23 protein-coding genes and 1 tRNA gene are annotated in these 24,008 nt (G+C 55.9%); 12 read left to right on the forward strand and 12 right to left on the reverse strand.

All coding sequences use genetic code 11. The features are described 5' to 3' along the window. Window positions 1–46 precede the first annotated feature (46 nt). The gene (locus AC1RSM_RS13930) at window positions 47–2,194 is read left to right on the forward strand and encodes a phosphocholine-specific phospholipase C (RefSeq protein ID WP_492933145.1); all 2,148 of its coding nucleotides are present in this window, start codon (window positions 47–49) and stop codon (window positions 2,192–2,194) included. A 58-nt stretch (window positions 2,195–2,252) separates the two neighbouring features. Next, the gene (locus AC1RSM_RS13935) at window positions 2,253–3,143 is read left to right on the forward strand and encodes a LysR substrate-binding domain-containing protein (RefSeq protein ID WP_492933146.1); all 891 of its coding nucleotides are present in this window, start codon (window positions 2,253–2,255) and stop codon (window positions 3,141–3,143) included. Window positions 3,144–3,204: 61 nt separating this feature from the next. Here the strand turns inward: AC1RSM_RS13935 and phnX are convergent, their stop codons facing one another. Genes phnX through phnD form a run of 5 tightly spaced genes read right to left on the reverse strand, consistent with a single transcriptional unit; the run spans window position 3,205 to window position 7,719 of the window. Further along, a complete protein-coding gene (gene phnX, locus AC1RSM_RS13940; RefSeq protein ID WP_492933147.1) occupies window positions 3,205–4,047 on the reverse strand; it encodes a phosphonoacetaldehyde hydrolase in 843 nt (280 codons plus the stop codon). Between the two features lie 46 nt (window positions 4,048–4,093). Beyond that, window positions 4,094–5,206 (reverse strand): iron-containing alcohol dehydrogenase PsrA, encoded by a 1,113-nt coding sequence (gene psrA, locus AC1RSM_RS13945; RefSeq protein ID WP_492933148.1) that lies wholly within the window; start codon window positions 5,204–5,206, stop codon window positions 4,094–4,096. Window positions 5,207–5,231: 25 nt separating this feature from the next. Continuing rightward, window positions 5,232–5,990 carry a phosphonate ABC transporter, permease protein PhnE gene (gene phnE, locus AC1RSM_RS13950; RefSeq protein WP_492933695.1) on the reverse strand — a complete coding sequence of 253 codons (759 nt, stop codon included), beginning with the start codon at window positions 5,988–5,990 and terminating at the stop codon, window positions 5,232–5,234. A gap of 59 nt (window positions 5,991–6,049) precedes the next feature. Then, the gene (gene phnC, locus AC1RSM_RS13955) at window positions 6,050–6,871 is read right to left on the reverse strand and encodes a phosphonate ABC transporter ATP-binding protein (RefSeq protein ID WP_492933149.1); all 822 of its coding nucleotides are present in this window, start codon (window positions 6,869–6,871) and stop codon (window positions 6,050–6,052) included. After that, a complete protein-coding gene (gene phnD / locus AC1RSM_RS13960) occupies window positions 6,868–7,719 on the reverse strand; it encodes a phosphonate ABC transporter substrate-binding protein (RefSeq protein WP_492933696.1) in 852 nt (283 codons plus the stop codon). Before phnD ends, phnC begins: the two co-directional genes overlap by 4 nt. Window positions 7,720–7,871: 152 nt before the next feature. Here phnD and AC1RSM_RS13965 point away from each other — a divergent pair, with 152 nt between their 5' ends. Both AC1RSM_RS13965 and AC1RSM_RS13970 read left to right on the forward strand, forming a co-directional pair. Further along, the gene (locus AC1RSM_RS13965; protein ID WP_492933150.1) at window positions 7,872–8,756 is read left to right on the forward strand and encodes a LysR substrate-binding domain-containing protein; all 885 of its coding nucleotides are present in this window, start codon (window positions 7,872–7,874) and stop codon (window positions 8,754–8,756) included. A gap of 142 nt (window positions 8,757–8,898) precedes the next feature. Next, complete coding sequence (locus tag AC1RSM_RS13970) at window positions 8,899–10,548, forward strand: long-chain-fatty-acid--CoA ligase (RefSeq protein WP_492933151.1); 1,650 nt, start codon at window positions 8,899–8,901, stop codon at window positions 10,546–10,548. 228 nt (window positions 10,549–10,776) lie between these two features. Here AC1RSM_RS13970 and AC1RSM_RS13975 read toward each other — a convergent pair whose 3' ends face one another. After that, complete coding sequence (locus tag AC1RSM_RS13975; RefSeq protein WP_492933152.1) at window positions 10,777–12,084, reverse strand: amidohydrolase family protein; 1,308 nt, start codon at window positions 12,082–12,084, stop codon at window positions 10,777–10,779. Between the two features lie 304 nt (window positions 12,085–12,388). Continuing rightward, window positions 12,389–13,006, reverse strand: coding sequence for a LysE family translocator (locus AC1RSM_RS13980; RefSeq protein ID WP_492933153.1), 618 nt, complete (start codon window positions 13,004–13,006; stop codon window positions 12,389–12,391). A 315-nt stretch (window positions 13,007–13,321) separates the two neighbouring features. Between AC1RSM_RS13980 and AC1RSM_RS13985 the strand changes: the two genes are divergently transcribed. From AC1RSM_RS13985 to AC1RSM_RS14020, 8 genes are all read left to right on the forward strand, one after another. Next, window positions 13,322–14,179, forward strand: coding sequence for a LysR substrate-binding domain-containing protein (locus tag AC1RSM_RS13985; protein ID WP_492933154.1), 858 nt, complete (start codon window positions 13,322–13,324; stop codon window positions 14,177–14,179). Between the two features lie 193 nt (window positions 14,180–14,372). Then, complete coding sequence (locus tag AC1RSM_RS13990; RefSeq protein WP_492933155.1) at window positions 14,373–14,696, forward strand: ArsR/SmtB family transcription factor; 324 nt, start codon at window positions 14,373–14,375, stop codon at window positions 14,694–14,696. An 88-nt stretch (window positions 14,697–14,784) separates the two neighbouring features. Beyond that, entirely contained in the window at window positions 14,785–16,074 is a 1,290-nt protein-coding gene (locus tag AC1RSM_RS13995) for an arsenic transporter (protein ID WP_492933156.1), read from the forward strand. A gap of 24 nt (window positions 16,075–16,098) precedes the next feature. Continuing rightward, the gene (gene arsC, locus AC1RSM_RS14000) at window positions 16,099–16,530 is read left to right on the forward strand and encodes an arsenate reductase (glutaredoxin) (protein ID WP_492933157.1); all 432 of its coding nucleotides are present in this window, start codon (window positions 16,099–16,101) and stop codon (window positions 16,528–16,530) included. After that, complete coding sequence (gene arsH / locus AC1RSM_RS14005; RefSeq protein WP_492933158.1) at window positions 16,499–17,233, forward strand: arsenical resistance protein ArsH; 735 nt, start codon at window positions 16,499–16,501, stop codon at window positions 17,231–17,233. Before arsC ends, arsH begins: the two co-directional genes overlap by 32 nt. A gap of 148 nt (window positions 17,234–17,381) precedes the next feature. After that, on the forward strand, window positions 17,382–18,050 hold the full coding sequence (locus tag AC1RSM_RS14010) for a response regulator transcription factor (RefSeq protein WP_492933159.1): 669 nt from the start codon (window positions 17,382–17,384) through the stop codon (window positions 18,048–18,050). Further along, window positions 18,047–19,438 (forward strand): ATP-binding protein, encoded by a 1,392-nt coding sequence (locus tag AC1RSM_RS14015; protein ID WP_492933160.1) that lies wholly within the window; start codon window positions 18,047–18,049, stop codon window positions 19,436–19,438. Before AC1RSM_RS14010 ends, AC1RSM_RS14015 begins: the two co-directional genes overlap by 4 nt. A gap of 88 nt (window positions 19,439–19,526) precedes the next feature. Beyond that, a complete protein-coding gene (locus AC1RSM_RS14020; RefSeq protein WP_492933161.1) occupies window positions 19,527–19,937 on the forward strand; it encodes a YgiW/YdeI family stress tolerance OB fold protein in 411 nt (136 codons plus the stop codon). Between the two features lie 96 nt (window positions 19,938–20,033). Here AC1RSM_RS14020 and AC1RSM_RS14025 read toward each other — a convergent pair. The 5 genes from AC1RSM_RS14025 to AC1RSM_RS14045 all read right to left on the reverse strand — a co-directional run bounded on the left by AC1RSM_RS14025 (window position 20,034) and on the right by AC1RSM_RS14045 (window position 23,994). Then, window positions 20,034–20,124, reverse strand: a tRNA-Ser gene (locus tag AC1RSM_RS14025). Between the two features lie 149 nt (window positions 20,125–20,273). Continuing rightward, a complete protein-coding gene (ribD, locus tag AC1RSM_RS14030) occupies window positions 20,274–21,422 on the reverse strand; it encodes a bifunctional diaminohydroxyphosphoribosylaminopyrimidine deaminase/5-amino-6-(5-phosphoribosylamino)uracil reductase RibD (RefSeq protein ID WP_492933162.1) in 1,149 nt (382 codons plus the stop codon). 5 nt (window positions 21,423–21,427) lie between these two features. After that, the gene (nrdR, locus tag AC1RSM_RS14035; protein WP_492933163.1) at window positions 21,428–21,889 is read right to left on the reverse strand and encodes a transcriptional regulator NrdR; all 462 of its coding nucleotides are present in this window, start codon (window positions 21,887–21,889) and stop codon (window positions 21,428–21,430) included. 36 nt (window positions 21,890–21,925) lie between these two features. After that, entirely contained in the window at window positions 21,926–23,173 is a 1,248-nt protein-coding gene (gene glyA / locus AC1RSM_RS14040) for a serine hydroxymethyltransferase (RefSeq protein WP_492933164.1), read from the reverse strand. A gap of 185 nt (window positions 23,174–23,358) precedes the next feature. Beyond that, window positions 23,359–23,994: a YbhB/YbcL family Raf kinase inhibitor-like protein gene (locus tag AC1RSM_RS14045; RefSeq protein ID WP_492933165.1), complete on the reverse strand. Its 636-nt coding sequence runs from the start codon at window positions 23,992–23,994 to the stop codon at window positions 23,359–23,361. Between the last annotated feature and the right edge of the window lie 14 nt (window positions 23,995–24,008).

Below are 24,008 nucleotides of genomic sequence, written 5' to 3' on the forward strand. Positions count from 1 at the left end.
AGCCACGCCTGGCCCTGTTCCGACTCTTTATCGACAAGGCTTTCCCATGACTCACATCAATCGTCGTAATTTTTTGCGACTGGCAGCCAGTGCCGCTGCATTGGGCCCGTTTCCCCCTGCGATTCAAAAAGCGCTGGCCATCCCGGCCAACAATGCCACCGGAACCATCAATGACGTGGAGCACGTCATTATCCTGATGCAGGAAAACCGATCTTTTGATCACTACTACGGCACCCTGCCCGGCGTGCGTGGTTTTAGTGACCGCTTCACCATCCCGATGGCCTCGGGCGAATCCGTCTGGCGCCAAAAAGGAACCGATGGCACCGTCCAGCCCTATTACCTGGACGCCACCAAAGGCAATGCCCTGCGCGTAGGCGGAGCACACGACTGGAACGACCAGCAAGAAGCGTGGGATGGCGGGCGCATGGCCTCCTGGCCCAAAGCCAAATACACTAATGTGGCCATGGGTTATCTGAAAGAATCTGACCTGTCCTTTCATTGGTCTTTGGCCAATGCCTTTACGGTCTGCGATGCCTATCACACCTCCATCAACACCGGCACCTTTACCAATCGCATGTTCTTGTGGAGCGGCAGCAACGGGGCCAACGTGAAGGGTCGCGCGTGCGTCACCAACTCCAACTGGGGCGGCCTGGGGCCATCCGCAGACGGGCTGGACTGGACCACCTACCCCGAGCGATTGCAAGAAGCAGGGGTGCGCTGGAAGGTCTATAACCGCCCCGGCAATAACAGCAACAATAACCAGCTGGTGGCCTTTGCTGCCTACCGCAAGGTCAATGAAGAGCTGGCCTCGATGGGTTCGCCCTCGGTCACCTATTCGCCGCAAATCGAAGCTCTGTCGCCCTTATACAAAGGCTTTGGCAACACCATGCCCGATGGCGGCTTTCTGCAAGCCATTGCCGATGATATCGAGATGGGTGCCTTGCCCCAGGTCAGCTGGATTGTTGCCCCCGGCCCCTACAGCGAACACCCCAGCATGGGCGTCCCCGGCCAGGGCGCCTGGTATCTGGAACGCTTGCTGAACATCCTGACGGCCAAGCCGGAGATATGGAGCAAGACCGTTCTGATCGTGAACTACGACGAAAACGACTGCTTCTTTGACCACATGCCTCCACCAGCCCCGCCATGGCGCAACCGCGATGGTTCGCTGGAGGGCAAATCCACGGTTGATGTCTCCAATGAGTACTACACCATGCCCGCCCCTGACGGCGATTCACGCCAGCTAACGCCCGACGGCCGCCCTTTTGGGGCAGGTCCGCGTTTGCCGACCTTGATTATTTCCCCGTGGAGCGTGGGCGGCTGGGTCAACTCCCAGCAGTTCGATCACACCTCCGTGCTGCGTTTTCTGGAACAACGCTTTGGCGTGCAAGAGCCCAATATCAGCCCCTGGCGCCGTGCCGTCTTTGGCGATATGCGCTCCTGCTTTGACTTCAAATCCCCCAATGCCAACAAGCCCGCCCTGGTCCCCGCGCCTAGCCGCGATCAGGCCGATGCCACACTGGCCCAGCAGGCCCAGGCAGGTAAGGTGCCTATGCCACCAGTAGGCTCGGAGGCCATGCCTGAACAGGCTTTGATGCTGCGCCCTTCACGCGCCCTGCCTTACCAATTGCATACCAGCGCCAATGTCGATTTGGAGAAGGACAAAGTCTGGCTGACCTTCAGCAATACCGGCACGCAAGGCACTGTTTTCCATGTGTACGACGAGCTGCACCTGTCCGATTTCCCACGTCGCTTTACCGTGGAAGCCGACAAGATGATCTCGGATGCCTGGACAGTGAGTGCCGACCAAAATGGCGAATACAGCCTGTGGGTACTAGGCCCCAATGGCTACCACCGTCATTTCAAGGGAAATATCAACAAGCTGCGTCAGGGCCCTAAACCCGAAGTGCGCGTGTGCTACGAACCCAAGGCCAACAGCGTGGCACTGACCATCATGAATATGGGCACCGAGCCCGCTACCGTCACTGTGATGGCCAATGCGTATCGGGAGGATGGCCCCTGGGTCTATACCGTGGACCCCGGCATGCAGATTGACGCACGCTGGTCGCTGCAGGCCTCGGCCAACTGGTATGACTTCACCGCCACGATGGGCGATCACTTTGAGCGTCGTTTTGCGGGCCGCCTGGAAACCGGTCTTGATGGCATCAGCGATCCGGCCATGGGTGTCGCACGCTAGTCATATTGCTCAGGCAAGATAGGGCCGCCAGTCTCGGAAAAACAGTTAGAGAAACACGATGACGCTCAACCAAATTCGGGCCTTCGTCATGGTGGCCCAGCACGGCGGCTTTTCAGCCGCCGCGCGGGCTTTGAACATGAGCCACACCACGCTCAGTTCACAAATACAGATGATTGAACGCGAATACGGGGCCGAGCTTTTTCATCGACGAGGCCGACGTGTGGACCTGTCCACCCTGGGGCTGGAAATGCTGCCCATGGCCCGGCGCATGATCTCGCTAGAGTCGGATATGCGCCAAATGCTGGATGGCAGTGGCAAGCTGCATTACGGCACCTTGAAGCTGGGTGCCGTCAGCCCGTATCACGTCACCGAACTGATCGAATCCTTTCACGCGGTCTATCCGCGCATCAAGCTGTCCGTGAAGCTGGGAAACTCCGAGCTGGTGCTGGACGATCTGGACAAATACGTTTGTGACGTAGGCGTGGTGGCAAGTTGTCAGCCCCAGCGCCGCTACTATATGCAGCCCTATGCCCGCTACCCCGTCATTGCTTTTGTGCGCCACGACCACCCCTTTGCCCGGCGCGAGAGCATCGCGCTGGATGAACTGGCTGGCGAACCCTTGCTGATGCGAGAAGAAGGCTCCACCACACGCAAGGCGCTGGAAGATGCCTTGCATGAACATAAGATCAAAGTGGATGTGGCCATGGAGATCGGCAGCCGGGAGGCTCTGCGCGAATCTGTAGCACGAGGGCTGGGCGTGGGCACGGTATCTGAATCCGAATACGTGCCAGATCCCCGTTTACGTGTGGTCCGCATCCAGAACGAGCCGGTCTGGACGCAAATCCATGTCTGCTGTCTGCATGAGCGTCGTGAGTCGCGCCTGGTGGCCGCTTTCTTTGAAGCCATCGCCCATCATCAAAGCGCCTTGGCAAGCAGCGACGCGGCATAAAAAAAAGCGGGGCTTAAGGCCCCGCCCTTCTTATCCGTCCTGATTCAACGCCCCCGCAGAATCAGGGTGTTTCGCCCTGGGCCAAACGTGCCTGAATGACCTGAATAATGGCCGGCAGATCCGCAACCGTTTCAATCACATAATGGGCACCCGACTGACGCAAATGCTCGCTGGCGCGTTCCACTCGTGCTTGCACCTCGGCCGGGTCGGCTTTTTCCAACTCTGCCAAAGACAGCCCCACTTCATTGCCTGACAGGCTCAAGCCCACCGTCCACATTCCTGCACGGCGACCTTCTTCAATGCCTGGCACGGTATCGTCCACTTTGATGCAACGGCGTACATCACCGACACCCAGAGCCAGAACGTTGGCCAAAGCCATGAAAGGACCGGGTCGGCCACCCGCAGGCATCTCGTCACCGGCAATGATGCAGTCTGGAGCAATGCCCTGACTAGCCGCTGCAGGCAACAAGACGTCCAGAACCTGACGTGGATAGCCCGAGCAAGAACCCACTTTGATGCCCTTGGCACGCAACTGTTCCAATACGGCAGCCGCCCCTTCAATCGGTGCCGAATATTCCGCTACCTTTTCGATTTGCATGGGCATGAAACGCTCGTAAATAGCGTCAATGTCCGCATCTGTCGATCCACGCTCAAACTGGGCAAGCCACTGGCCCTGAATGGAGTCGGTCGCCAAGAGCGTGCGGATATGATCTCGCTTGGACAACCCCATGGGACCTCGCGCCTGCTCCAGGCTGATATGAATGCCAAAGGTCGCAAAGGCATCCACAAAAATCTGTGTCGGTGCCAAAGAGCTGAAATCGACCAGCGTGCCTGCCCAGTCAAAAATAACGGCCTCGACCTTGTCCGACATAAGCGTGTCCAGAGCCTTGAAATTCTGAGTCATTGTGTAAAACCTTCAGTTCTAAAACCGAGCCAGGGTAAAACCGGACTCATACCTGCACTGCATCCAGAGCATGTGCACCAATAAAATTACGTCCACGAGGACCTTGCAGGGCTTGAGCAATACGTTGTTGCCATTGCTCGGGCGACACCCCGTAAGCGGCCGGATCGGTACTGACCCTCAACTGATCCAGAAACTGGCTCAAGGCCGCAACTGCTTGCGCGCTGTCCTGCACCTCGAAAATAGATAAAAGCAGGTGGTCCAGCTGCGCATCCTGTCCCAAGGCCATTTGCATTACATGCGGCAAGCTAAAAGAGCAGGCAATGCCGTGCGGCAAGCCTTGCTCCAAGGTCAGGTCATACGACAGGGAATGCGCCAGCGCCGTTTTAGTATTGGAAAACGCCAGCCCGGCCATAGCCGCGGCCACCGCCAATTCGGCACGCAATTCCAGGCTGGACAGATCCTGCATCAGTAAAGGCAAGTGACGGATGATCTGGCGTGCTGCCGAGACCGCCAGGCTGGCGGACACCGGATTGCGGTTGATGTTCCACAAAGACTCCAGCGCGTGGGACAAGGCGTCCAGTCCGCTGGCCAAGGTGGCTGCGGCAGGCAGGCTGCACATCAGAGCCGGATCAATAATGGCGGCCTGAGGCCAGGTCCAGGGCAGGTGCAAGGAATATTTACGCCCCTGCCCCTTATCCCAAATCGTTGCCCAGGGGGTGACTTCGCTACCTGTTCCTGCCGTGGTGGGCACGGCAATCAGGCTACGCACCTGCCCTGGAGGCTGGCTCAGGCTGGCCTTGCCCGACAGGCAATCCAGCAGTTCAGCAAACGTACCCGAAGGCGTGCTGGTCAACATGGCTTTGGCACAATCAATGACGCTGCCGCCGCCCAGGGCAATGATGCATTCTGCGTCGGGATGATCACGCCACAAGCGTTCATACAGGGGAGCCAACCAGGACACGTCCGGGTTGGGCTGGATATCGGTTTCAATCGCCAGCAATTGCTCGCCCAACAAGGCTTGCACACGATCACAAAGCCCCAGCTCACGTGCTTCAGGAAAGGCGATCAAAATTGCGCGTCGGTTTCCCACAAGCTTAGGCAGACCGTCAAAAGCGCCTGGCCCTGCATCAATCTGAACTGGATTGAAAAAATGCCACATAACAATCTCGAATAAAAAACTGCAATCAGTCGCGCCCGTTGTGGCGAATAGCCTCGCGCAGGCGGTTGGAAATCAGGTCTGCCACCACCACCATCACGGTAATGACCACAATGCAGGTCGCCGTTTCCTGGTACTTGAACAGTTTCAGGCTGCTGACCAGCTCAAAGCCCAGACCACCGGCTCCCACCATGCCCAGCACGGTGGCAGAACGCAGATTGACCTCGAAGCGATACAAAATCACGGCAATCCAAGCGGTAATCACCTGGGGCAACACACCGAACACAATGACCTGCAAGGGACGAGCACCAGTAGCACGCAGCGCATCCAAAGGACCTTGATCGATCTCTTCAATGCTTTCGGCAAAAAACTTGCCCAGCATCCCAACACCATGCACAGCCAGAGCCAAGACGCCGGGAAATGGGCCCAGCCCCACCGCTGCAACAAACACCAGCGCCAGAATCAGCTCGTTGATACTGCGGATGACGTTCAGACTTTGGCGGGTAAAACCGTAGAGATAACGGTTCACCTTCAAGTTACGGGCTGCCAGAAAAGAGACGGGCACCGCCCCAATTACACCCAGCACCGTGCCCCAGATTGCAATCTGGATTGTCTCGATTGCGGGCGCCATCAAATTGCCCAGAATGCTCCAGTCCGGCGGGAAAGTACGGCTTAAAAAGTCCGCAATCTGCGGCAGGCCAGCAGCAAATTCAGCTGCGCTCAATTGCGCGCCTTCGGCACTCCATTGCAACGCCACCATAATCGCGGCCACCATCAGGGCCGTCATGGCCCAGCCTTTAAAGCTGGTAGGCGTATCCATGACCCAGGAATATTTCTTGTCCATGATCAAGCTCCCTTAGTGGCAATTGCCAGTGGCTCAGCCAGGAATGAAGCCGCCTCGCCACCGCTTTGCTGAGACTCCGCACTGCTCTGCCCAGGTTCAGGACCGGGGTAGATGCGTGTCAGATCATCTTCTGTCATCTGATCGGGAGCGCCGTCATACACCACACGGCCATGTGCCAAGCCCACGATGCGATCTGCAAACTCACGGGCGTAGTCGACCTGATGCAGGTTACAGACCACCGTAATGCCCAGCTCCCGGCTGGCATCGTGCAAATAGCGCATCACCAGACGAGCAGTTTTAGGGTCCAGACTGGCTACCGGCTCGTCCGCCAAAATAATGCGGGGGCGCTGCGCCAGCGCACGGGCAATGCCCACCCGCTGACGCTGCCCGCCCGACAATGAGTCCGTGCGAGCCTGCGCTTTATGGCTAAGGCCCACGCGTTCCAGACACTCTTTGGCCAAGGCAATATCGGCACGGCTGAACAGTTGCAGAATGGAACTCCACACCGGGACCGCACCCAAGCGCCCCGTCAATACATTGCGCAGCACTGACAGGCGCGGCACCACATCGTGATGCTGGAAAATCATGGCAACCTGGCGTCGCAAGGCACGCGTATCTTGTGCCGACATGGCATTGATACCCGCCACGGACATCTCGCCCGTATCCGCCTCGGCCAGCCGGTTCATACAACGCAACAAGGTGGACTTGCCCGCGCCGGACTGGCCCAGCACAACCAGAAACTCGCCGGCTGAAGCCTCCATATCCACACCGCAAAGCACCTTATTGCTGCCATAGCACTTGTTCAGGCCACGCAAACGGATCATTTCATGCTCCGCAGATCCAGGTTCAGCACTTTGGCGGTGTCGCGCACTACGTTGTAGGCGGCATCGCTGGTCGGCTGAAAGCCGTTGAGCATGCCCTGGTCACCCCAAGGTACATCTTTGATATTGGCCAACGCTTTGGCGACTTTCTCTTTTACGCTAGGGTCCAGATCCTTGCGCCACACCATGGGCGACTCGGGAATATCGCTGGAGGACCAGACAACTTTCAGATCACCCTGGGCCAATTGGCCTTTGGAGATCGCGCTGGCGTAAATACGGTCAGCCACTGCGGCGGCATCCACTTTCTTATTGGCAACAGCCAAGAGGCTGGCATCGTGCGAGCCAGAGAACACCACGCGGGAAAACAGCTCGTCAAGTTTGTAGCCGTCATTTTCCAGACCGGCTTTAGGGAACAGATGGCCCGAGGTCGAGCTGGGGTCCACAAAGGCAAACGTGCGGTCTTTTAGCTGATCCACATTGTCGATGCCACTGTCCGCACGCACCACGATCAGGCTTTTATAAGCGCTTTTACCGGTCTTTTTAGTCACGGCCACGGCAAAGGCTTCCACATCCGCGACTGAGCTGGCCAGCACGTAGGAGAACGGGCCAAGGTACGCCACATCCAGTTTCTTAGCACGCAGGGCTTCAATGATGCCGTTGTAGTCAGTGGCTACAAAGGGTTCCACCTTCATGCCGGATTCACGCTCCAGTTGCTCGATCACCTGCTTGCTGGATTCGATCATGGCTTGCGAATCCTCAGCCGGGATCAAGCCAATGGTCAGGGTGTCCTGGGCTGCCTGGGCAGCAGTACCAAACACGGAAAAGATAATAGTGGCGGCCGTCGCCGCGATGAAAGAGCGGCGGGCAGTCTGAAGTACGTTCTTGTTCACGGCAGTCGTCCTTAAAGGTTGTAGGAGGAATGCCGATATCTTAGGAAGGTCACATTGCCTTCATATTATCGATTTAGGATTGAAAACATCAGTCATCTATAGATGGAGTCTATATGTCCGCCGCACGCCTACGGGCTTTCCTGGCCGTTGCCCGAAACGGCAGTTTTAGCGCCGGGGCCCGTGCCCTGGGACTGGCCCAACCCACTGTCACCAAACAAGTACAGGGCCTGGAGCAACAACACGATGTGGAGCTTTTTCATCGCCGGGGACGCGGCATTGAACTGACCCAGGTCGGGTTGGCTTTGCTGCCGGTCGCCCAGCAATTGGGAGCCTTGGAAATTGACGCGTTCAACCTGCTGCATGACAGCGGCAAGCTGCATGTGGGGCGTTTACGCATCGGAGCTGTGGGGCCGTTTCATGTCATTGAGATGGTGGAGGCTTATCACAAGCTGTTTCCGGGCGTGGATATCTCCATTCATATGGGGAACTCCGCCCAGGTGCTGGCCGATCTGGCCAACTACGCCACGGATATCGCGGTGCTGGCAGGGGCCTGCGAAGACCCGGCTTTTCATGCAGAGCATTACGCCAGCCACGCCGTCATCTTGTTTGCACCGCTGTCACACCCACTGGCCCGTCATGACAGCGTGCCGCTGTCTGCCCTGCACGATGCCCCGCTGCTGCAACGAGAGTCGGGCTCGACCACCCGCGCCTGCCTGGAAGCGGCACTGGACAAAGAAAATATACGGCCTCGTGCCGTCATGGAAATTGGCAGCCGGGAGGCTCTGCGTGAGGCCGTGGCCCGTGGCCTGGGCGTGGGCACGGTCTCCGAGGCCGAGTTCATTCCCGACCACCGTTTTAAAGCGGTACGCATCCAAGGTGATCCGGTTCGTACGGACACTTATCTTTACTGTTTAGCAGAGCGCCGGGAGAGCCGGATGATAGGACAGTTTTTCACAGAAGCCTTGGCCTTGCGCAAGGAAATACATACGACTACATAGACTGATTTGTGAGTTTTAGGCTACTGTGCATACAGAGGCCACGACAGTCAGTGGTGTAAATTCATCCATTAGCTGCATCCCCGTTTACCGGTATTAAGGCCCGTCAGTTCTGTTTGATTTACTCCCAGGGAGGACGAAGACCATGCTTGGCATGATGATGAATACCCCACTGCTAGTGTCATCCATACTGCGTCACGCAGCGAACTACCACGCAGACCGAGAAATCGTTTCGCAAACTGTTGAAGGCCACCTTCACCGGTACACCTATACCGACATGTCCAAGCGCAGCCAGCAACTGGCCAATGCGCTCAAAAAAATGGGGCTGCAACACGGCGACCGTGTGGGAACCCTGGCCTGGAACGGCTACCGCCACCTGGAACTGTATTACGGTGTCTCGGGTTCGGGCCTGGTGTGCCACACCATCAACCCACGTCTGTTTCAGGATCAAATCGGCTACATCATTGAACACGCCAATGACAGCGTGCTGTTTGCCGACCTTAGCTTTGTACCCATTCTGGAAGCCTTGGCCGATCAGCTCTCCAAGCTCAAGGCTGTGGTCATCCTGACGGATGAGGAGCACATGCCTCAGTCCGATCTGCTGCCCAATCTGCTGTGCTACGAAACCCTGATTGCAAGCGAGTCCGAGCATTTCGACTGGCCGGACTTTGATGAAAATACCGCCTCGGGCCTGTGCTACACCTCAGGCACCACCGGCAATCCCAAGGGCGTGCTGTACAGCCACCGCTCCACCATCTTGCATGCCTTTGCCTTGAGCATGCCCGATGCCTTGAGCCTGTCTGCCTCCGACACCATCACCCCTATCGTGCCCATGTTCCACGTCAACGCCTGGGGCCTGCCCTACGCGGCCCTGATGGTGGGAGCCAAGCTGGTGCTGCCGGGACCGAAGCTGGACGGAGCCAGCCTGCACACCTTGTTTGAAAACGAAGGCGTCACCATGACGGCGGGCGTGCCCACCGTCTGGCTAGGGCTGCTGGATTGGATGCAAGCCAACAACAAGACCTTCAGCACGCTGCAACGCCTGGTGATTGGCGGCTCGTCCGCACCGCCGGTGATGATCAGCCGCTTCCATAAGCTGGGCGTTAAAGTGCGCCACGCCTGGGGCATGACCGAGACCAGCCCGGTGGGTCTGGCCGCTGCTTTGCTGCCCAAACACGAATCCTTGCCCGAGAACGAGAAGCTCAAACTGCTGGCCAAGCAGGGACGGCCGCTGTTTGGGGTGGAGTTCCGTGTCGATGGCGACAATGGCGAACCGATCACCCGCGATGGCAAGATGTTTGGCGCCATGATGGTGCGCGGCCCCTGGATTGCGGGGTCGTACTTCAACAGCGACGATACTTCCGCCCACACTGCGGACGGCTGGTTCAATACGGGTGATGTCGTCACCATTGATCCGGACGGCTTTATCCAGATCGTGGATCGGACCAAAGACGTGGTGAAATCCGGTGGGGAGTGGATCAGTTCCATCGAACTGGAAAACATTGCTCAGGCACACCCGGCCATTAAAGAAGCAGCCGTCGTTGCCAAGCCCGACGAACGCTGGGGCGAGCGTCCCGTTCTAGTCGTTCAGTTGCAAGAGGACGCGACGTTCACCAAGCAGGACATGATTGATTTGTTCAGCGAGCAGGTGTCCAAGTGGAGTATTCCGGACGATTTAATCGTGGTGGAAGAATTACCCCACACCGCTACCGGCAAGCTGCTGAAAACTGCCATTCGCAAACTGATCCAAGAGGATTTGGACAGGCTGGCGGCTGAAAGTAAAAATACTGCTTAAAAAAGAGACACGGAATCGCTGGATTAAAACTCTTAATCCGGTTCCTTAAGCTACGCGTAGAACTGCCCCCCGAAGGCTGGGATTGATATCCAGCTTTCGGGGGGCAGTTCATTTAGGAAGGCATTTCTTTGGATCACGCTGAAAGCACAAAGACGTTTGAGAAAAGTTTGGGCCTACAAGCCCTGCCCTTCTACGTCAGTACTGCTTTCAAACTAAGCGTGGCCCCCATCAAGGATGAGCGGGCGTAGCAATATCCCAGATGTTTTGGTCTGCGTTCTCGCGTTCCCACGCTCGCACTGAAAACCGGGCCCGATTAAACAGGCGTACATAGTTTTCATAGCGAATCTTGTTGCCAATGGCCACCGGTAACTCATCCAAAAAGTCCTTCATTTTGGACAGGTCGGCATGGTATTGATCCGGGCTCATGACGCCACCCGGCTGTACCGACGTAGGTGGGTCAGATTCAAAGCGATTACGCGTAAAGATCACCACATCCGAACCCCACAAAATCCGGTTCTGATACTCCTTGAAAAAGGCCAACCATGCTTGCTGAGTAGGCATGCCCGGCTCCGGATTGAGCATATAGTCCTGCACCAGATCCCAGGAAATATCGGTAGACCAATTCGGGCAGGCATCGAGCACACGCTTTACGCGCGTGATGTGATCGCTGGTGGGTTTCACAAAACGCCCCAGACCCGTATGCGCCCAGACAACTTTGGCATTGGGCGCATGTCCGCATACGTGCTTTAGGCCATCCACATAATCCTGATCGGGGTAGGCCTGCTCCAGCTCGCCTAGGTAATTCACCTCTACCCGATACATATCATTGTGCAAAATAGCGACCAGCCCGACTTCTTCAATCGTCTTGAACAGATACTCTAAAGATTCGGAATATAGCGACACCTTGCTGCCATCGCCTGCATCCGGCGGCAAAGGCACGGAAGGAGCCTTGGTTTCCTCTACCGTTTCACCCGCCAGCTTGCTGGACACCAATTCCTTATGAATAGTGAATTCGCCCACCCCGGAAAACACGCCGGGAAAGCTTAATACGGCACGCTTGATGTGCTGCGAGGCGTACACATCCATGGGATTGAAGGCCGTAATCATGACGTCCAGCTTTTCCTGATATTGGGGCTCCAGCCTTTCATATTCGCGCGCAAACATGGCGTCTACAAACGAGTAGTAATACAGATCGGCCTTGGAACCGATGTAGTAGTTCGGGCCATACATCTGATCGCCCGACTGCACCTGATATTGCTCGAAACCGTCCCAGCGTTGTTGCAAGGGGATTGGCATGATGGTGGAGCGAACAATTTGCTGCCGGTCCGCACTCATATAGCGCTGTGCATATTCCTTTAAAGAAATACCTTGCATCGCATAATTGGATGCGTGGAAGTGCACATCAGCATAAAGCTGACTGGTATCCAGCCTGGGATCAGGCGTCTGGGCCATGGCGCCGCCGTGCAGCGCAACGGATGCGAAAAGAGCCAGGCAGGAACCTGCTGCAACTTTCGCGTTTAGGTGATTGCAAGCCATTCTTGTCTCCCTATCTACAAGTAGTATCGAAACCTATTACTTCGGCTTGCAAACTATACCCATTTATTTCTCTATAAATGACGAAAAATAGCTTATTTTGTTTTTAATTTATTATTTATATTATTTTTTATAAATTTAAATTTCTATTATCAACAACCATATAAAACATTAATAAAAATAAATTAAAAATAAAATCGAAAAATTAAAAATAAAAAGATTTATCTATAAATTTAAATAATCTGGCAACGTAATAAACTCGCTTTACGGGATGGCCTGACTTTCTCAAAAAAATCACAGCCTCCTCCTATGCCAGTGCCTTGCTGAACAGCAGTGAAGCGCCTAAACCAAACAAGGCAAGCCCAATGCCTCTGTCCAGCAGCACTTGCCGAGCCAACAGAGCGGCGCGTAAGCGTGGATTTGAAAACACAATTGCCACCACACTGAACCAGACCCAATGGGCAAAGGACATAAAAAACCCATAGGCAAAATTCAGCCAAAGGGGGGCGTCAGGCTGGACCAACTGGGTGAACGTCGCCACCACAAAGAGCATGGTTTTCGGGTTTAAAGCATTGGTCAAAAACCCCATCCCAAAAGCTTGCCAGGCAGTAGGCGCATAGTCTGGCCCACCCGCTGTATTCAAGGGCTTGCGGTTGCGGAACGACATATAGCCCAGATACATCAGGTATGCCGCCCCCGCCACTTTCATTATCAGAAACAAGCTGGGCGACTGGGTAATCAAGATCGCCACCCCCAGCACGGTGTAGACCACATGAACCTGCACCCCGGCCGCAATCCCCAGGGCGGAAATCAGGCCAATCTGGCGACCAAACAAGTAACCATTGCGAGTGACCATCGCAAAATCAGGCCCAGGGCTGATCACCGCCAAGATAGTGATAGTGGCAAAGGCCAAGAGTTCATGCATTTTTAAAACAACCTTGATTTTGTGGAAGACGGGGGACTGAAGCAGGGATTTCGAGCACCGGGTTCTGAGGAGACTCCCAAGCCGGAAAAAAACCTGTACTTCGGAGACAAAACGTTCTTTTCCTGCTTATAAGAAGGGCAGCTCTTCCCTTATTTCATAGCTAAGGATTTATCATTTATCAGAACAAGGCCAACTCCTTGCCTGGACACAGCATTTTTCAAACCCAACACCCTTTTGGATCATTTCATTATTGATAATCCTGTGCTAATTTAAAAACGATAAATCCTGCGCCCCTTCTGTGAGTTTTCATCGACTATGCACATCCCCAGCCTTACGGCCTTCCGCTACTTCGATACCGCTGCTCAGGCAGGCAGTTTTGTACAGGCCGCTCAACTACTGCACGTCACTCACGGGGCTGTCAGTCGCCAGATTCGGGCGTTGGAGGAATCCTTGGGTGTGGAACTGTTTGAGCGTCGCAACCGCGCTGTATTTCTGACCCCTGCAGGCCGCCAGCTTTTACATGTCACCGCCCCCATGTTCGAACGGTTGGAGGATGTGGTGTACCAACTGCAGCAGACCCAGCGCGAACATGCCCTGACCGTCTCTTGCGAACCTACTATCGCCATGAAATGGCTGATCCCGCGCTTGGGGGATTTCCATGCCTTGCACCCCACCATCACCGTGCACTTGATGACCGCAGGCGGGCCAGTCAACTTTTCCAAAATGGGTATTGATCTGGCCATACGCCGCGACGACTTTCATTGGGCGGATTCGGTGTTTGGTCTGAAGCTATGCGATGAAATGATCGGCCCCGTCTGCCAGCCCGGCTACCTGCAACACACAGAGGCGTCCAAGCAAGTAAGGCTGCATAGCAGCTCCCGCCCCAAAGCCTGGGCAACGTGGGCACGTCTTACTCGCCAAGCATTACGGCAAGGCAGCAAGCTGGAGTTGGAACACTTCTACCTGTGCATCCAGGCGGCCTTGTCGGGCCAAGGCATCAGCATTGTGTCCAAACTGATGGTCGACGAAGAACTGCGCAGCGGCCAGTTGATCGCCCCACACGGCTTTAGCAAAGACGGCTCCGCTTATTACCTGCTATCACCACAAGCTCTGGATCAAAACCCACGTGCAAACACCTTTGCAGAGTGGCTTTGTGAGCAGTTGGCGATGTGAACGAAAGCAAGATCTCCACCTATAGCCCCTGAGCGCCACCCCCTTAGCCTAGCCATGTGCCTTTGCGCAGAAGCACTAGCGGCGATAAAACGTCTCCATGCAAGACCTCCCGCAACACCTTGCATACATGTCTAAAGCAGTAAAACTTACCAGCTACTATTCAATAATTCATGAATTGTTGTATTATTTTCCCATGGAAGAATCTCAAGTTATCCGTTCTCTGGCCGCTCTGGCCCACGAAGCCCGCTTACGAGTGTTTCGTGCACTAGTCGTGGCAGGCCCTGACGGGCTTACGCCCGGAATCCTGGCAGAGCAACTGGGCATCGCGCCAAACGCTCTTTCCTTTCATTTAAAGGAATTAAACAATGCGCAGCTGATCCACGCGGAGCGGCAAGGCCGCAACTTGCTATACAGCGCCACCTTCCCGGCCATGAACGATCTCCTCGCTTACCTGACCGAGAACTGCTGCCAAGGACAGGCTTGCACCCCAAGCCCCACCTCCTGCCCGCCACGCTGACCCACCAACCGCAAAGTTGCCGCCCCTGGCTCAAGGTCGAAAGCCGCGCTCATTCTTAACTCCAACACGCTCTCCGGAATTGCCTGTTATGTTCACTGCCGTACTCATTTTCATTGCTACGTTGACGCTGGTGATCTGGCAACCCAAAGGGCTGGGCATAGGTTGGAGCGCAAGTCTGGGTGCTGCCGCCGCTCTGCTTATGGGTGTGGTGCAGTGGACGGATCTGGCCGTAGTCTGGGGCATCGTCTGGAACGCCACGGCCACCTTTGTCGCTATTATCATCATCAGTCTGGTGCTGGATGAAGCCGGTTTTTTTGAATGGGCAGCACTACACGTTGCACGATGGGGGGCTGGCAGTGGCCGCAAGCTCTTTGCTTTCATCGTGATTCTGGGGGCAGCTGTTTCAGCCCTGTTTGCCAATGATGGCGCTGCGCTGATTCTTACCCCGATCGTCATGGCTATGCTGCTTGCGCTGGGCTTCTCGCCCGCATCCACCTTGGCCTTTGTGATGGCCGCCGGGTTTATTGCAGACACGGCCAGCCTGCCATTGGTCGTCTCCAATCTGGTGAACATCGTCTCCGCCGATTATTTCAAATTAGGCTTTGCGGATTACGCCGCCATCATGACACCCGTCACTTTGGTTTCCGTGCTAGCCAGCCTTATCGTCTTGATGCTGTATTTCCGGCGTGACATCCCCGCTGACTACCGTCTTGAGCAACTGAAACAGCCCGCTGAAGCTATCAAGGACAAGGCCACTTTCAAAGCTGGCTGGATAGTGCTGGCTTTACTGCTGACAGGCTTTTTTGCACTGGAGCCTTTAGGTATTCCCGTCAGCGCGGTCGCCGCCGTGGGGGCCATTATCCTTTTGGCCGTCGCTGCCCGTGGAACAGTAATCAGCACCCAAAAAGTGCTGAGTGGTGCCCCCTGGCAGATCGTCGTGTTCTCGCTAGGCATGTATCTGGTGGTGTATGGCCTGCGCAATGCCGGGCTAACGGATTATCTGTCCCTGCTTTTAGACAAATTCGCCCAGGCTGGCGTATGGGGTGCTGCAATGGGGACGGGCATCTTGTCGGCCCTGCTGTCCTCGGTCATGAACAATATGCCTACCGTGCTGGTCACCGCTTTATCGATTGATGCTTCCAGCGCCGAAGGTGCCGTCAAAGAAGCCATGATTTACGCCAATGTCATCGGTAGCGACCTGGGGCCTAAATTCACTCCCATCGGGAGCCTGGCTACCTTGCTGTGGCTGCACGTACTGGCCCAGAAAGGCACAAAAATCAGCTGGGGCTATTACTTCAAGGTGGGTGCCATCCTGACTACCCCCGTACTGCTCATCACCCTGGCGGCCCTGGCCTTACGCCTGGGTATTACAAGCTGACTTCCTGACAAAGAGCACGACGCCATGACAGCCATCACCATCTATCACAACCCGGCCTGCGGCACGTCCCGCAATACGCTGGCCCTGATCCGCAATAGTGGTCAAGAGCCCACCATCATCGAATACCTGCAAACGCCGCCAGACCGAGCCACCCTGCTTCGCTTGATTGCAGACTGCGGCCTGAGCGTACGGGAAGTCCTTCGACAAAAAGGGACACCCTACGACGTGCTGCAATTAGGCGACCCGAAATGGCGTGACAAGCAACTGATTGATTTCATGCTGGAGCACACGATTCTGATCAACCGCCCCATCGTTGTTACACCACTGGGCACACGCTTGTGCCGCCCCTCTGAACAGGTACTGGAGATACTTCCCCAGCCGCAACAAGGTGCATTCTGGAAAGAAGACGGCGAGGCTGTCATTGATGCAAAAGGACAAAGAATTGAACAAGTCTGAGCTACCCAATCTGGACGAACACGCTTTTAGTACCCCTGATCTGACAGAGCTGCTGCCTCAAAAAAGGGCTTCACATCCACCCCGAATCCTGTTGTTGTATGGCTCCTTGCGAGAGCGCTCCTACAGCCGTTTTTTGACACAAGAAGCAGCGCGACTGCTGGAAGCAATAGGTGCAGAGACCAGGGTCTTCGATCCTCATGGACTGCCCTTGCCCGATGGAGCAACAGACGATCACCCCAAAGTGCAAGAGTTGCGCCAGTTAGTACAGTGGGCTGAAGGCATGGTCTGGACCTCGCCCGAGCGACACGGCGCCATGAGCAGCGTCCTGAAAGCACAAATCGACTGGATACCGTTAAGCATCGGTGCGGTACGCCCCACGCAAGGCAAAACACTGGCTGTCATGCAAGTATCAGGCGGCTCGCAATCCTTTAACGCCTTGAACCAAATGCGCGTGCTGGGCCGCTGGATGCGCCTGATCACCATCCCCAACCAATCTTCCGTTGCCAAAGCCTTTCTGGAATTTGATGACGAAGGCCGCATGAAACCCTCGTCCTACTACGATCGCATAGTGGATGTAATGGAAGAGCTAGTTAAATTCACCTTGCTGACGCGTGACTGCGCGGAATATCTGGTGGATAGATATAGCGAACGCAAGGAGACGGCACAAGAGCTGTCAAAGCGGGTGAACCAGCGAAGCATTTAGCACGTCAATCAGGGAGAGAGACGCATAGCCTTCGTGCTTTTCAAAAAACGCTGCAACGAGACAAACAACAGACGTGCTTGCGGCTGCTTTGGCCTATGCCCCACACTAGCATCAGTTTCCCTTCATCTTTCCCTGCTAGGCTTTGCGCATGCGTATTCTGCTAATCGAAGATGATCCCTCCTTAGGCAGTTCCTTGCAGTCTTGGCTGCATCTGGAAGGCTATGCCGTGGACTGGCTGCAACGCGGCGATCAAGTGGCGACGGCCTTGGCGACTCATACCTATCAATGCATATTGCTGGATCGAGGCCTGCCCGGACTGGATGGTGATGCCGTGCTGCGTGCCCTGCGGGGGGCCAATGCCTCTCATGCTCAGGTGCCCGTCATCGTCATCACGGCACGCGATACGCTGGCTGACCGAGTGCAAGGTCTGGACCTAGGTGCAGACGACTATCTGGTCAAACCGTTTGACCTTGAAGAGCTATCCGCCCGAGTTCGTGCTGCATTGCGCCGTAGTGCAGCACAAGTTGCCCCCGAATGGCGTCACGGCGCAGTGACGATAGACACAACAGCCAAGCGAGTCACGCTGGACGGTGCTCCCGTCTCCGTGACAGCGCGCGAGTTCGCCATTCTACAAGCCTTGATGCACCATCCCACCCATATTTTAAGTCGCGCCCAGCTTGAAGAAGCTCTCTATGGCTGGAGCGAAGAAGTAGAAAGCAACGCCATCGAGGTGCACATCTCCAATCTGCGAAAAAAACTGGGCAGTGACTTCATCGTCACTGTACGTAATCAAGGCTACGGGCTGGCGCCAACATGAAACGCCTGATCCAAAAACTGCTTCGTCGACGCACCAGAGCCAACACCCCAGTTTTACGGCCGGACGGCTGGTCTTTGCGACGACGCCTGCTGCTTACCGTCATGGGAACAAGTATTGGTCTGTGGCTGGTCAGCCTGGCCATTGTGGTCGGTGTCGCCTGGCATGCCACCAGCGAAGTTCTTGATGATGCCCTGGAAGAAGGGGCGCGCTTGGTGCTGTTACTGGACCCGCAAGGGGCGCAGGCGACTCCCCGTACACCCGGCGCACTCCTGAACCGTGGTGACGCACTCAAGCTACGCATGTATTACCAGTTGGTGGCAGCGGACGGCCAGGTCCTGCTGCGTGGCGACGACACCCCAAAGACGGCCTTTTTGCCCCAAGCCAGACGCGAAGTCACCAGCACGGTCTGGATCGACGATGAGCTCTGGCGGGTGTATGTCCGCCCAGGGCCTGAAGGGGTGACTGCGCAAGTCGCTCAGCCCATGAAGGAACGGCTGGAGCTTCTAGAGGACATGGCCGAGAACCTGATCTGGCCCGCATTGGGTTTGCTCGCTTTGTTGGGCGTACTAAGCTGGCTATTGATTCGACGCCTAATGCGCCCTCTGGAGGACACTGCCAGACACATCAACGCCAAATCACCCGATGACCTCACGCCCGTGCAGGGTGAAAACCCGCCACGCGAGTTGCAACCCATACTGGACGCACTGAATGCCCTGATGGCTCGTCTATCTGCAGCGCTTGAGAGTGAGCGGCGATTTACCTCCGATGCAGCGCACGAGCTGCGCACTCCACTGGCTGGCCTGCGCATGCGTGTTCAATTGATCGAACGGGAACTTCAACTGCCAGACGCTCATCTGCAGCAGTTGCGCACTGATCTGGACCGTTGCACTGCCCTGGTAGAAAGCCTGTTGGCTTTAACAAGACTGGAGCCGCAGGCCGAACCTTTGAAACGTGAAACCGTAGATCTGAATCAGATTCTGGACAGTTTGAGTCCATCGCTGCCCGCTCTACCTGTGAATATTGAGCGAGCGTTAGCAGTGACAACGCTGCAGGCTGCCCCCGTCTTGTTAAGCAGTGCGTTACGCAACCTGATTGGCAATGCCGTGCTCTACGGCGGCGCAGGGGCCCGGGTACGAATCGAAACCACACACCGGTCCGACGGTGGTGTGCGTCTTGCGGTCCGTGACAATGGGCCTGGTGTGCCTCCCGATCAACGGACCCGTTTGGGAGAAAAATTCTTTCGTGTACTTGGCACCGGGCAGCCAGGCAACGGATTAGGTTTGTCCATCGTGGCGCGTATCGCTGCCTTGCATGATGCCAAGCTGTCTTTTGAAGACGGGCTAGAGGGCCAGGGCCTGGGCGTGGTACTGGATTTTCCAGCAAACTGAGCGTCTTCAGATTTCCTTCAGGTTCGGGGTTTCTAATAAAACCATTCCGCAATCGGCGGAACATTCACCCGATACAGGAAACCCAACCATGCGATTCACTTTCCCCACCTTCGCCGCCGCCCTGCTTACTCTTGGCACCACCGTCGCCATCGCGCAACCCACCAGCTACACCGGCCCCAACAATGCCCCACAAGCGGCCAGTGCTCCGGGCTCCTACTCGGGCCCCAGCAACGTACCGCTCGTCACCGTCAAACAGCTACTGGACACCGGCCGCGATGATCAGATCGCTCGTTTACAAGGTCGTTTGGTATCGTTTGAAGGCGACGAACGCTACATTTTTGAGGATGCCACAGGCCGCATCACGGTAGAAATCGACAACGAAGATTTCCCCGCTGGGCAGACCATTAACGCCGAACGGAAAGTAGAACTGACAGGCGAATTTGACAAGGGTTTGCGCAAAACTGAATTCGAGGTCGACCGCCTGAGTCTGATTCCTTAAATGCCGTAGGGCCTGCTTTGTCCCTCAGCCAAGCGATCGCAGACAACAAAAAACCCGCCTAGCTTGCGCAGGGCGGGTTTTTAGGTACTGAATTCTTGGCGGACAGAGGGGGATTCGAACCCCCGATACGCTATAAACGTATACACGCTTTCCAGGCGTGCGCCTTCAACCGCTCGGCCACCTGTCCTAATTGTTCGTTTGGCAAGCAATTTGAAGCTGCTAATGCCAAGTCCATAATAATAGCAGAACTTATCCTTGTAACGCAAGTGTTCAAATTTTTTCGTTGGCTAAATGTAGAGCCTGTCGTTTCAGCGTCGGGATGAACGCGTATAGCGCTTACTCAAAATCCGATGGAGAGGCCCCACCCACTGCCTGCAACAAGGCTTCCCAATGGTCACGCTGGCGCGCCAGAACTCGCAGGTCGGCACCGAATAAGCGCACATCAGTGAACTCGAAGGGTTCAACATCGTCCAGTCCGGACAAGGCGGTAATATCCGCTACACCACGCCCCTGCCCCAGAATTTTAGGGGCCAGATACATCAATAGTTGATCCACGACACCCGCATCAATCAAAGCACCGGAAAGGCGCGCCCCTGCTTCCGCATGGATTTCATTGACCTGCTGCTCTGCCATCCAATCCAGTACCGCCCGAACATCCACTTGGCCTTCGTGCAAGGGCATGGGAATAACTAGGGCATTGCGATCCGCCAATTGAGCTTCGCGCTCCGGGTCGCGACGATGCGTGAACACCCAGCATTGGGTGCCATCCAGCAAAGCTGCATTAGGGTCCAGACGCAGATGCGTATCCAACACCGCCTTGATCGGTGGTCGTGGCGTAGACACGGCTCGTACGTTCATCAGGGGATTGTCGGCATTTACGGTTCCGATACCCGTCAATACGACGCAACTGCGCGCGCGCCAATGATGGCCATCATCGCGCGCCTGCGGTCCGGTAATCCATTGCGAACGCCCATCCGGTAATGCACTGCGGCCATCCAAAGAGGCCGCCATTTTCATCCACAGCCAGGGTCGGGATCGCGTCATACGAGCAAAGAAACCGGCGTTGATCGCCAGTGCCTGCTCTACGCATAAAGGGCCGTCCACCGTAATTCCCGCCTGACGCAAACGTGTGGCTCCACGTCCTGCTACCAAGGGATTGGGGTCATACATGGAAAACACCACACGCCCAGCACCGGCCTTGACCAGCGCATCAGCACAAGGAGGCGTACGCCCGTGGTGGCTACATGGCTCCAGGGTGACGTAAAAGGTGGCTCCTGCCACGTTCACGCCACGTTCCCGCGCCTGTTGCAAGGCCATGACTTCGGCATGTGGGCCACCCGCTTGCTGGGTCGAACCCGAGGCCAGCAATTGACCATCACGCACGATCAGGCAGGCGACGCGTGGATTGGGGGCACTGATATATAAAGATTGTTCGGCCAGCTCCAGGGCTTGCCGCATCCAGATGACGTCTTCTTGCTCGACCATAAGCCTTAGTTGCGGCCGGGATCGTTCATTTCATCGATCGCCTGCACGAACTCTCGGATGTCTTTAAAGCTCTTGTAGACCGAGGCAAAGCGTACATACGCTACCTGATCCAGCTGCTTGAGCTCGGCCATGACCAGCTCGCCGATGGTCTCGGAGGAGACTTCGCGTTCACCAGTCAGTTGAAGTTTTTCTTCGATGCGCTGTACCGCGGCATCGACTTGAGCCATTGGGATGGAGCGCTTGCGCAGCGCCACGCCCATGCTGGTCCGCAAACGTGCGGGATCAAATTCCATACGGGTGCCGTTGCGCTTGGCCACAACGGGCAAGCTCAATTCAGCACGTTCGTAAGTCGTGAAGCGCCGTTCACAGTCCGAGCATTTACGACGTCGCCGTATGGCGTCGCCTTCTTCGGTGATTCGAGAATCGATCACCTGGGTATCGGCATGGTGGCAGAACGGACACTTCATTCAAGATCGCGGGCCTTACGGCCCGCTCCGGCTGGATTACTTGGAGTACACAGGCAACTTGGCAGTCAGCTCATGTACACGGCGACGAACGTCCGCCAAAACGGCTTCGTCGTGAGGGTTGTCCAGTACATCAGCAATCAGGTGCGCCGTCAATTCCGCTTCAGCTTCTTTAAAGCCGCGAGTGGTCATGGCAGGTGTACCCAAACGAACGCCGCTGGTGACAAATGGCTTCTCGGGGTCGTTAGGGATGGCGTTCTTGTTGACGGTGATGTGAGCTTTGCCCAGCGCTTCTTCAGCCACTTTACCGGTGATGCCCTTAGGACGCAGATCCACCAGCATGACGTGGCTTTCGGTGCGACCAGACACGATACGCAGGCCACGCTCAACCAGAGTGCGAGCCAGAACGTCAGCGTTTTTCACGACCTGAGCAGCGTAGTCCTTGAATTCAGGAGCCAAGGCTTCCTTGAATGCCACAGCCTTACCAGCGATGACGTGAATCAGTGGACCGCCTTGAATGCCGGGGAAAATAGCCGAGTTAATGGCTTTTTCGTGTTCGGCTTTCATCATGATGACGCCACCACGAGGGCCGCGCAGGGACTTGTGCGTTGTGGAAGTCACAAAGTCAGCGTGAGGCACGGGGTTGGGGTAAGCACCACCCGCAACCAGACCTGCGTAGTGAGCAATGTCCACCATGAACAGAGCGCCGTTTTCATGCGCAATACGAGCCATGCGTTCAAAGTCGATACGCAGGGCGTAAGCCGAAGCACCACCCACGATCAGCTTGGGCTTGTGCTCTTTGGCCAGGCGCTCCAGTTGGTCGTAGTCCAGCTCTTCGTTTTCGTCCAGACCGTAGGACACAAAGTTGTACAGTTTGCCCGATGCGTTCACAGGGGAACCGTGAGTCAGGTGACCACCTTCAGCCAGGCTCATACCCAAAACGGTGTCACCCGGTTTGAGCACAGCCATGTACACGCCCTGGTTAGCTTGCGAGCCGGAGTTAGGCTGCACGTTGGCGGCTTCAGCACCAAACAGCTCTTTCAAGCGGTCAATAGCCAGTTGTTCGACCACGTCCACGAATTCGCAACCGCCGTAGTAACGCTTGCCTGGGTAACCTTCAGCGTATTTATTGGTCAGCTGGGTGCCCTGGGCCTGCATAACGGCAGGGCTGGTGTAGTTTTCCGAGGCGATCAGCTCAATGTGCTGCTCCTGGCGCACATCTTCGCTTTGAATCGCAGCCCACAAATCGGGGTCAACTTTGTCAAGAGTCGCAGAACGGTCAAACATGAGGGTTCCTAAGGGTAAAGTAGTAGCAAACTAAGAAAGCAGCATTTTAGCGCGGAAGCGCGACAAACCACCGAGACAAACGCCTTCGGTGGCAGAAACCCCAAAAAATGTGGAAATAAGTAAGGCGGCAGCAGGCGGACTCAAGAGAATATGAAAAAAACTCAATCAGTCCGCCCTGTGTGGCTTCAAGATTTCTGGATCAAGCGGGGATTCAAGGTATACAAGCCGGTCAAGGCAGCACGACCCAGAATATGGCCTTCCATCGCACGTAACACGTCTTGGCCGGTGAAGCGTCCCTCCAGGGGAAGCTCAGCAATATCCAAGGCATAAACCGTAAAGACATAGCGGTGCGGCAAGGCATCGTTCCACGGAGGGCACGGGCCATCGTAGCCAAAGTAATCACCGTTCATGTCGCGGTCGCTGGCAAACCAGTTGGTAAAGTCGTTCACGCCCTGACGAGTCTCGTCCAACGCTAAAGGACCGGCTTTACCACGTGGTGTGATGCCTTTGGAGTAAGAACCTTCGGCCAGGCTTCTGAGTTCGGGCGAGATGTTGATCAAGACCCAATGAAAGAAGTCCACCCGAGGCAGATCTGCCGGTACCTCACGCCCGTCCTGGTTCACATCGTCCGGTTGGCTGGGTACATCAGGGTCGTGGCAAATGACCACAAAAGATTGGGTCTGCTCGGGAACATCGGACCATTCCAAATGCGGATTGGCGTTACCGGCCAATGCGACTCGCGATTGCGCGTCATAGCGACAAAATGCCAGACGCTCGGGAATCACGTTCTGATCTTGAAAAGAATCACTACGTAGTTTCATTGCAGACCTCCACA

This window comes from Alcaligenes sp. GW821-FHT11D07 (genome assembly GCF_058808495.1).

Excerpts from the sequence above, each read along its gene's own strand:
- AC1RSM_RS13930 (WP_492933145.1), top strand. The coding sequence starts at position 47 with ATGACTCACATCAATCGTCGTAATTTTTTGCGACTGGCAGCCAGTGCC.
- AC1RSM_RS13935 (WP_492933146.1), top strand. The coding sequence starts at position 2,253 with ATGACGCTCAACCAAATTCGGGCCTTCGTCATGGTGGCCCAGCACGGC.
- phnX (WP_492933147.1), bottom strand. The coding sequence starts at position 4,047 with ATGACTCAGAATTTCAAGGCTCTGGACACGCTTATGTCGGACAAGGTC.
- psrA (WP_492933148.1), bottom strand. The coding sequence starts at position 5,206 with ATGTGGCATTTTTTCAATCCAGTTCAGATTGATGCAGGGCCAGGCGCT.
- phnE (WP_492933695.1), bottom strand. The coding sequence starts at position 5,990 with ATGACGGCCCTGATGGTGGCCGCGATTATGGTGGCGTTGCAATGGAGT.
- phnC (WP_492933149.1), bottom strand. The coding sequence starts at position 6,871 with ATGATCCGTTTGCGTGGCCTGAACAAGTGCTATGGCAGCAATAAGGTG.
- AC1RSM_RS13965 (WP_492933150.1), top strand. The coding sequence starts at position 7,872 with ATGTCCGCCGCACGCCTACGGGCTTTCCTGGCCGTTGCCCGAAACGGC.
- AC1RSM_RS13970 (WP_492933151.1), top strand. The coding sequence starts at position 8,899 with ATGCTTGGCATGATGATGAATACCCCACTGCTAGTGTCATCCATACTG.
- AC1RSM_RS13975 (WP_492933152.1), bottom strand. The coding sequence starts at position 12,084 with ATGGCTTGCAATCACCTAAACGCGAAAGTTGCAGCAGGTTCCTGCCTG.
- AC1RSM_RS13980 (WP_492933153.1), bottom strand. The coding sequence starts at position 13,006 with ATGCATGAACTCTTGGCCTTTGCCACTATCACTATCTTGGCGGTGATC.
- AC1RSM_RS13985 (WP_492933154.1), top strand. The coding sequence starts at position 13,322 with ATGCACATCCCCAGCCTTACGGCCTTCCGCTACTTCGATACCGCTGCT.
- AC1RSM_RS13990 (WP_492933155.1), top strand. The coding sequence starts at position 14,373 with ATGGAAGAATCTCAAGTTATCCGTTCTCTGGCCGCTCTGGCCCACGAA.
- AC1RSM_RS13995 (WP_492933156.1), top strand. The coding sequence starts at position 14,785 with ATGTTCACTGCCGTACTCATTTTCATTGCTACGTTGACGCTGGTGATC.
- arsC (WP_492933157.1), top strand. The coding sequence starts at position 16,099 with ATGACAGCCATCACCATCTATCACAACCCGGCCTGCGGCACGTCCCGC.
- arsH (WP_492933158.1), top strand. The coding sequence starts at position 16,499 with ATGCAAAAGGACAAAGAATTGAACAAGTCTGAGCTACCCAATCTGGAC.
- AC1RSM_RS14010 (WP_492933159.1), top strand. The coding sequence starts at position 17,382 with ATGCGTATTCTGCTAATCGAAGATGATCCCTCCTTAGGCAGTTCCTTG.
- AC1RSM_RS14015 (WP_492933160.1), top strand. The coding sequence starts at position 18,047 with ATGAAACGCCTGATCCAAAAACTGCTTCGTCGACGCACCAGAGCCAAC.
- AC1RSM_RS14020 (WP_492933161.1), top strand. The coding sequence starts at position 19,527 with ATGCGATTCACTTTCCCCACCTTCGCCGCCGCCCTGCTTACTCTTGGC.
- ribD (WP_492933162.1), bottom strand. The coding sequence starts at position 21,422 with ATGGTCGAGCAAGAAGACGTCATCTGGATGCGGCAAGCCCTGGAGCTG.
- nrdR (WP_492933163.1), bottom strand. The coding sequence starts at position 21,889 with ATGAAGTGTCCGTTCTGCCACCATGCCGATACCCAGGTGATCGATTCT.
- glyA (WP_492933164.1), bottom strand. The coding sequence starts at position 23,173 with ATGTTTGACCGTTCTGCGACTCTTGACAAAGTTGACCCCGATTTGTGG.
- AC1RSM_RS14045 (WP_492933165.1), bottom strand. The coding sequence starts at position 23,994 with ATGAAACTACGTAGTGATTCTTTTCAAGATCAGAACGTGATTCCCGAG.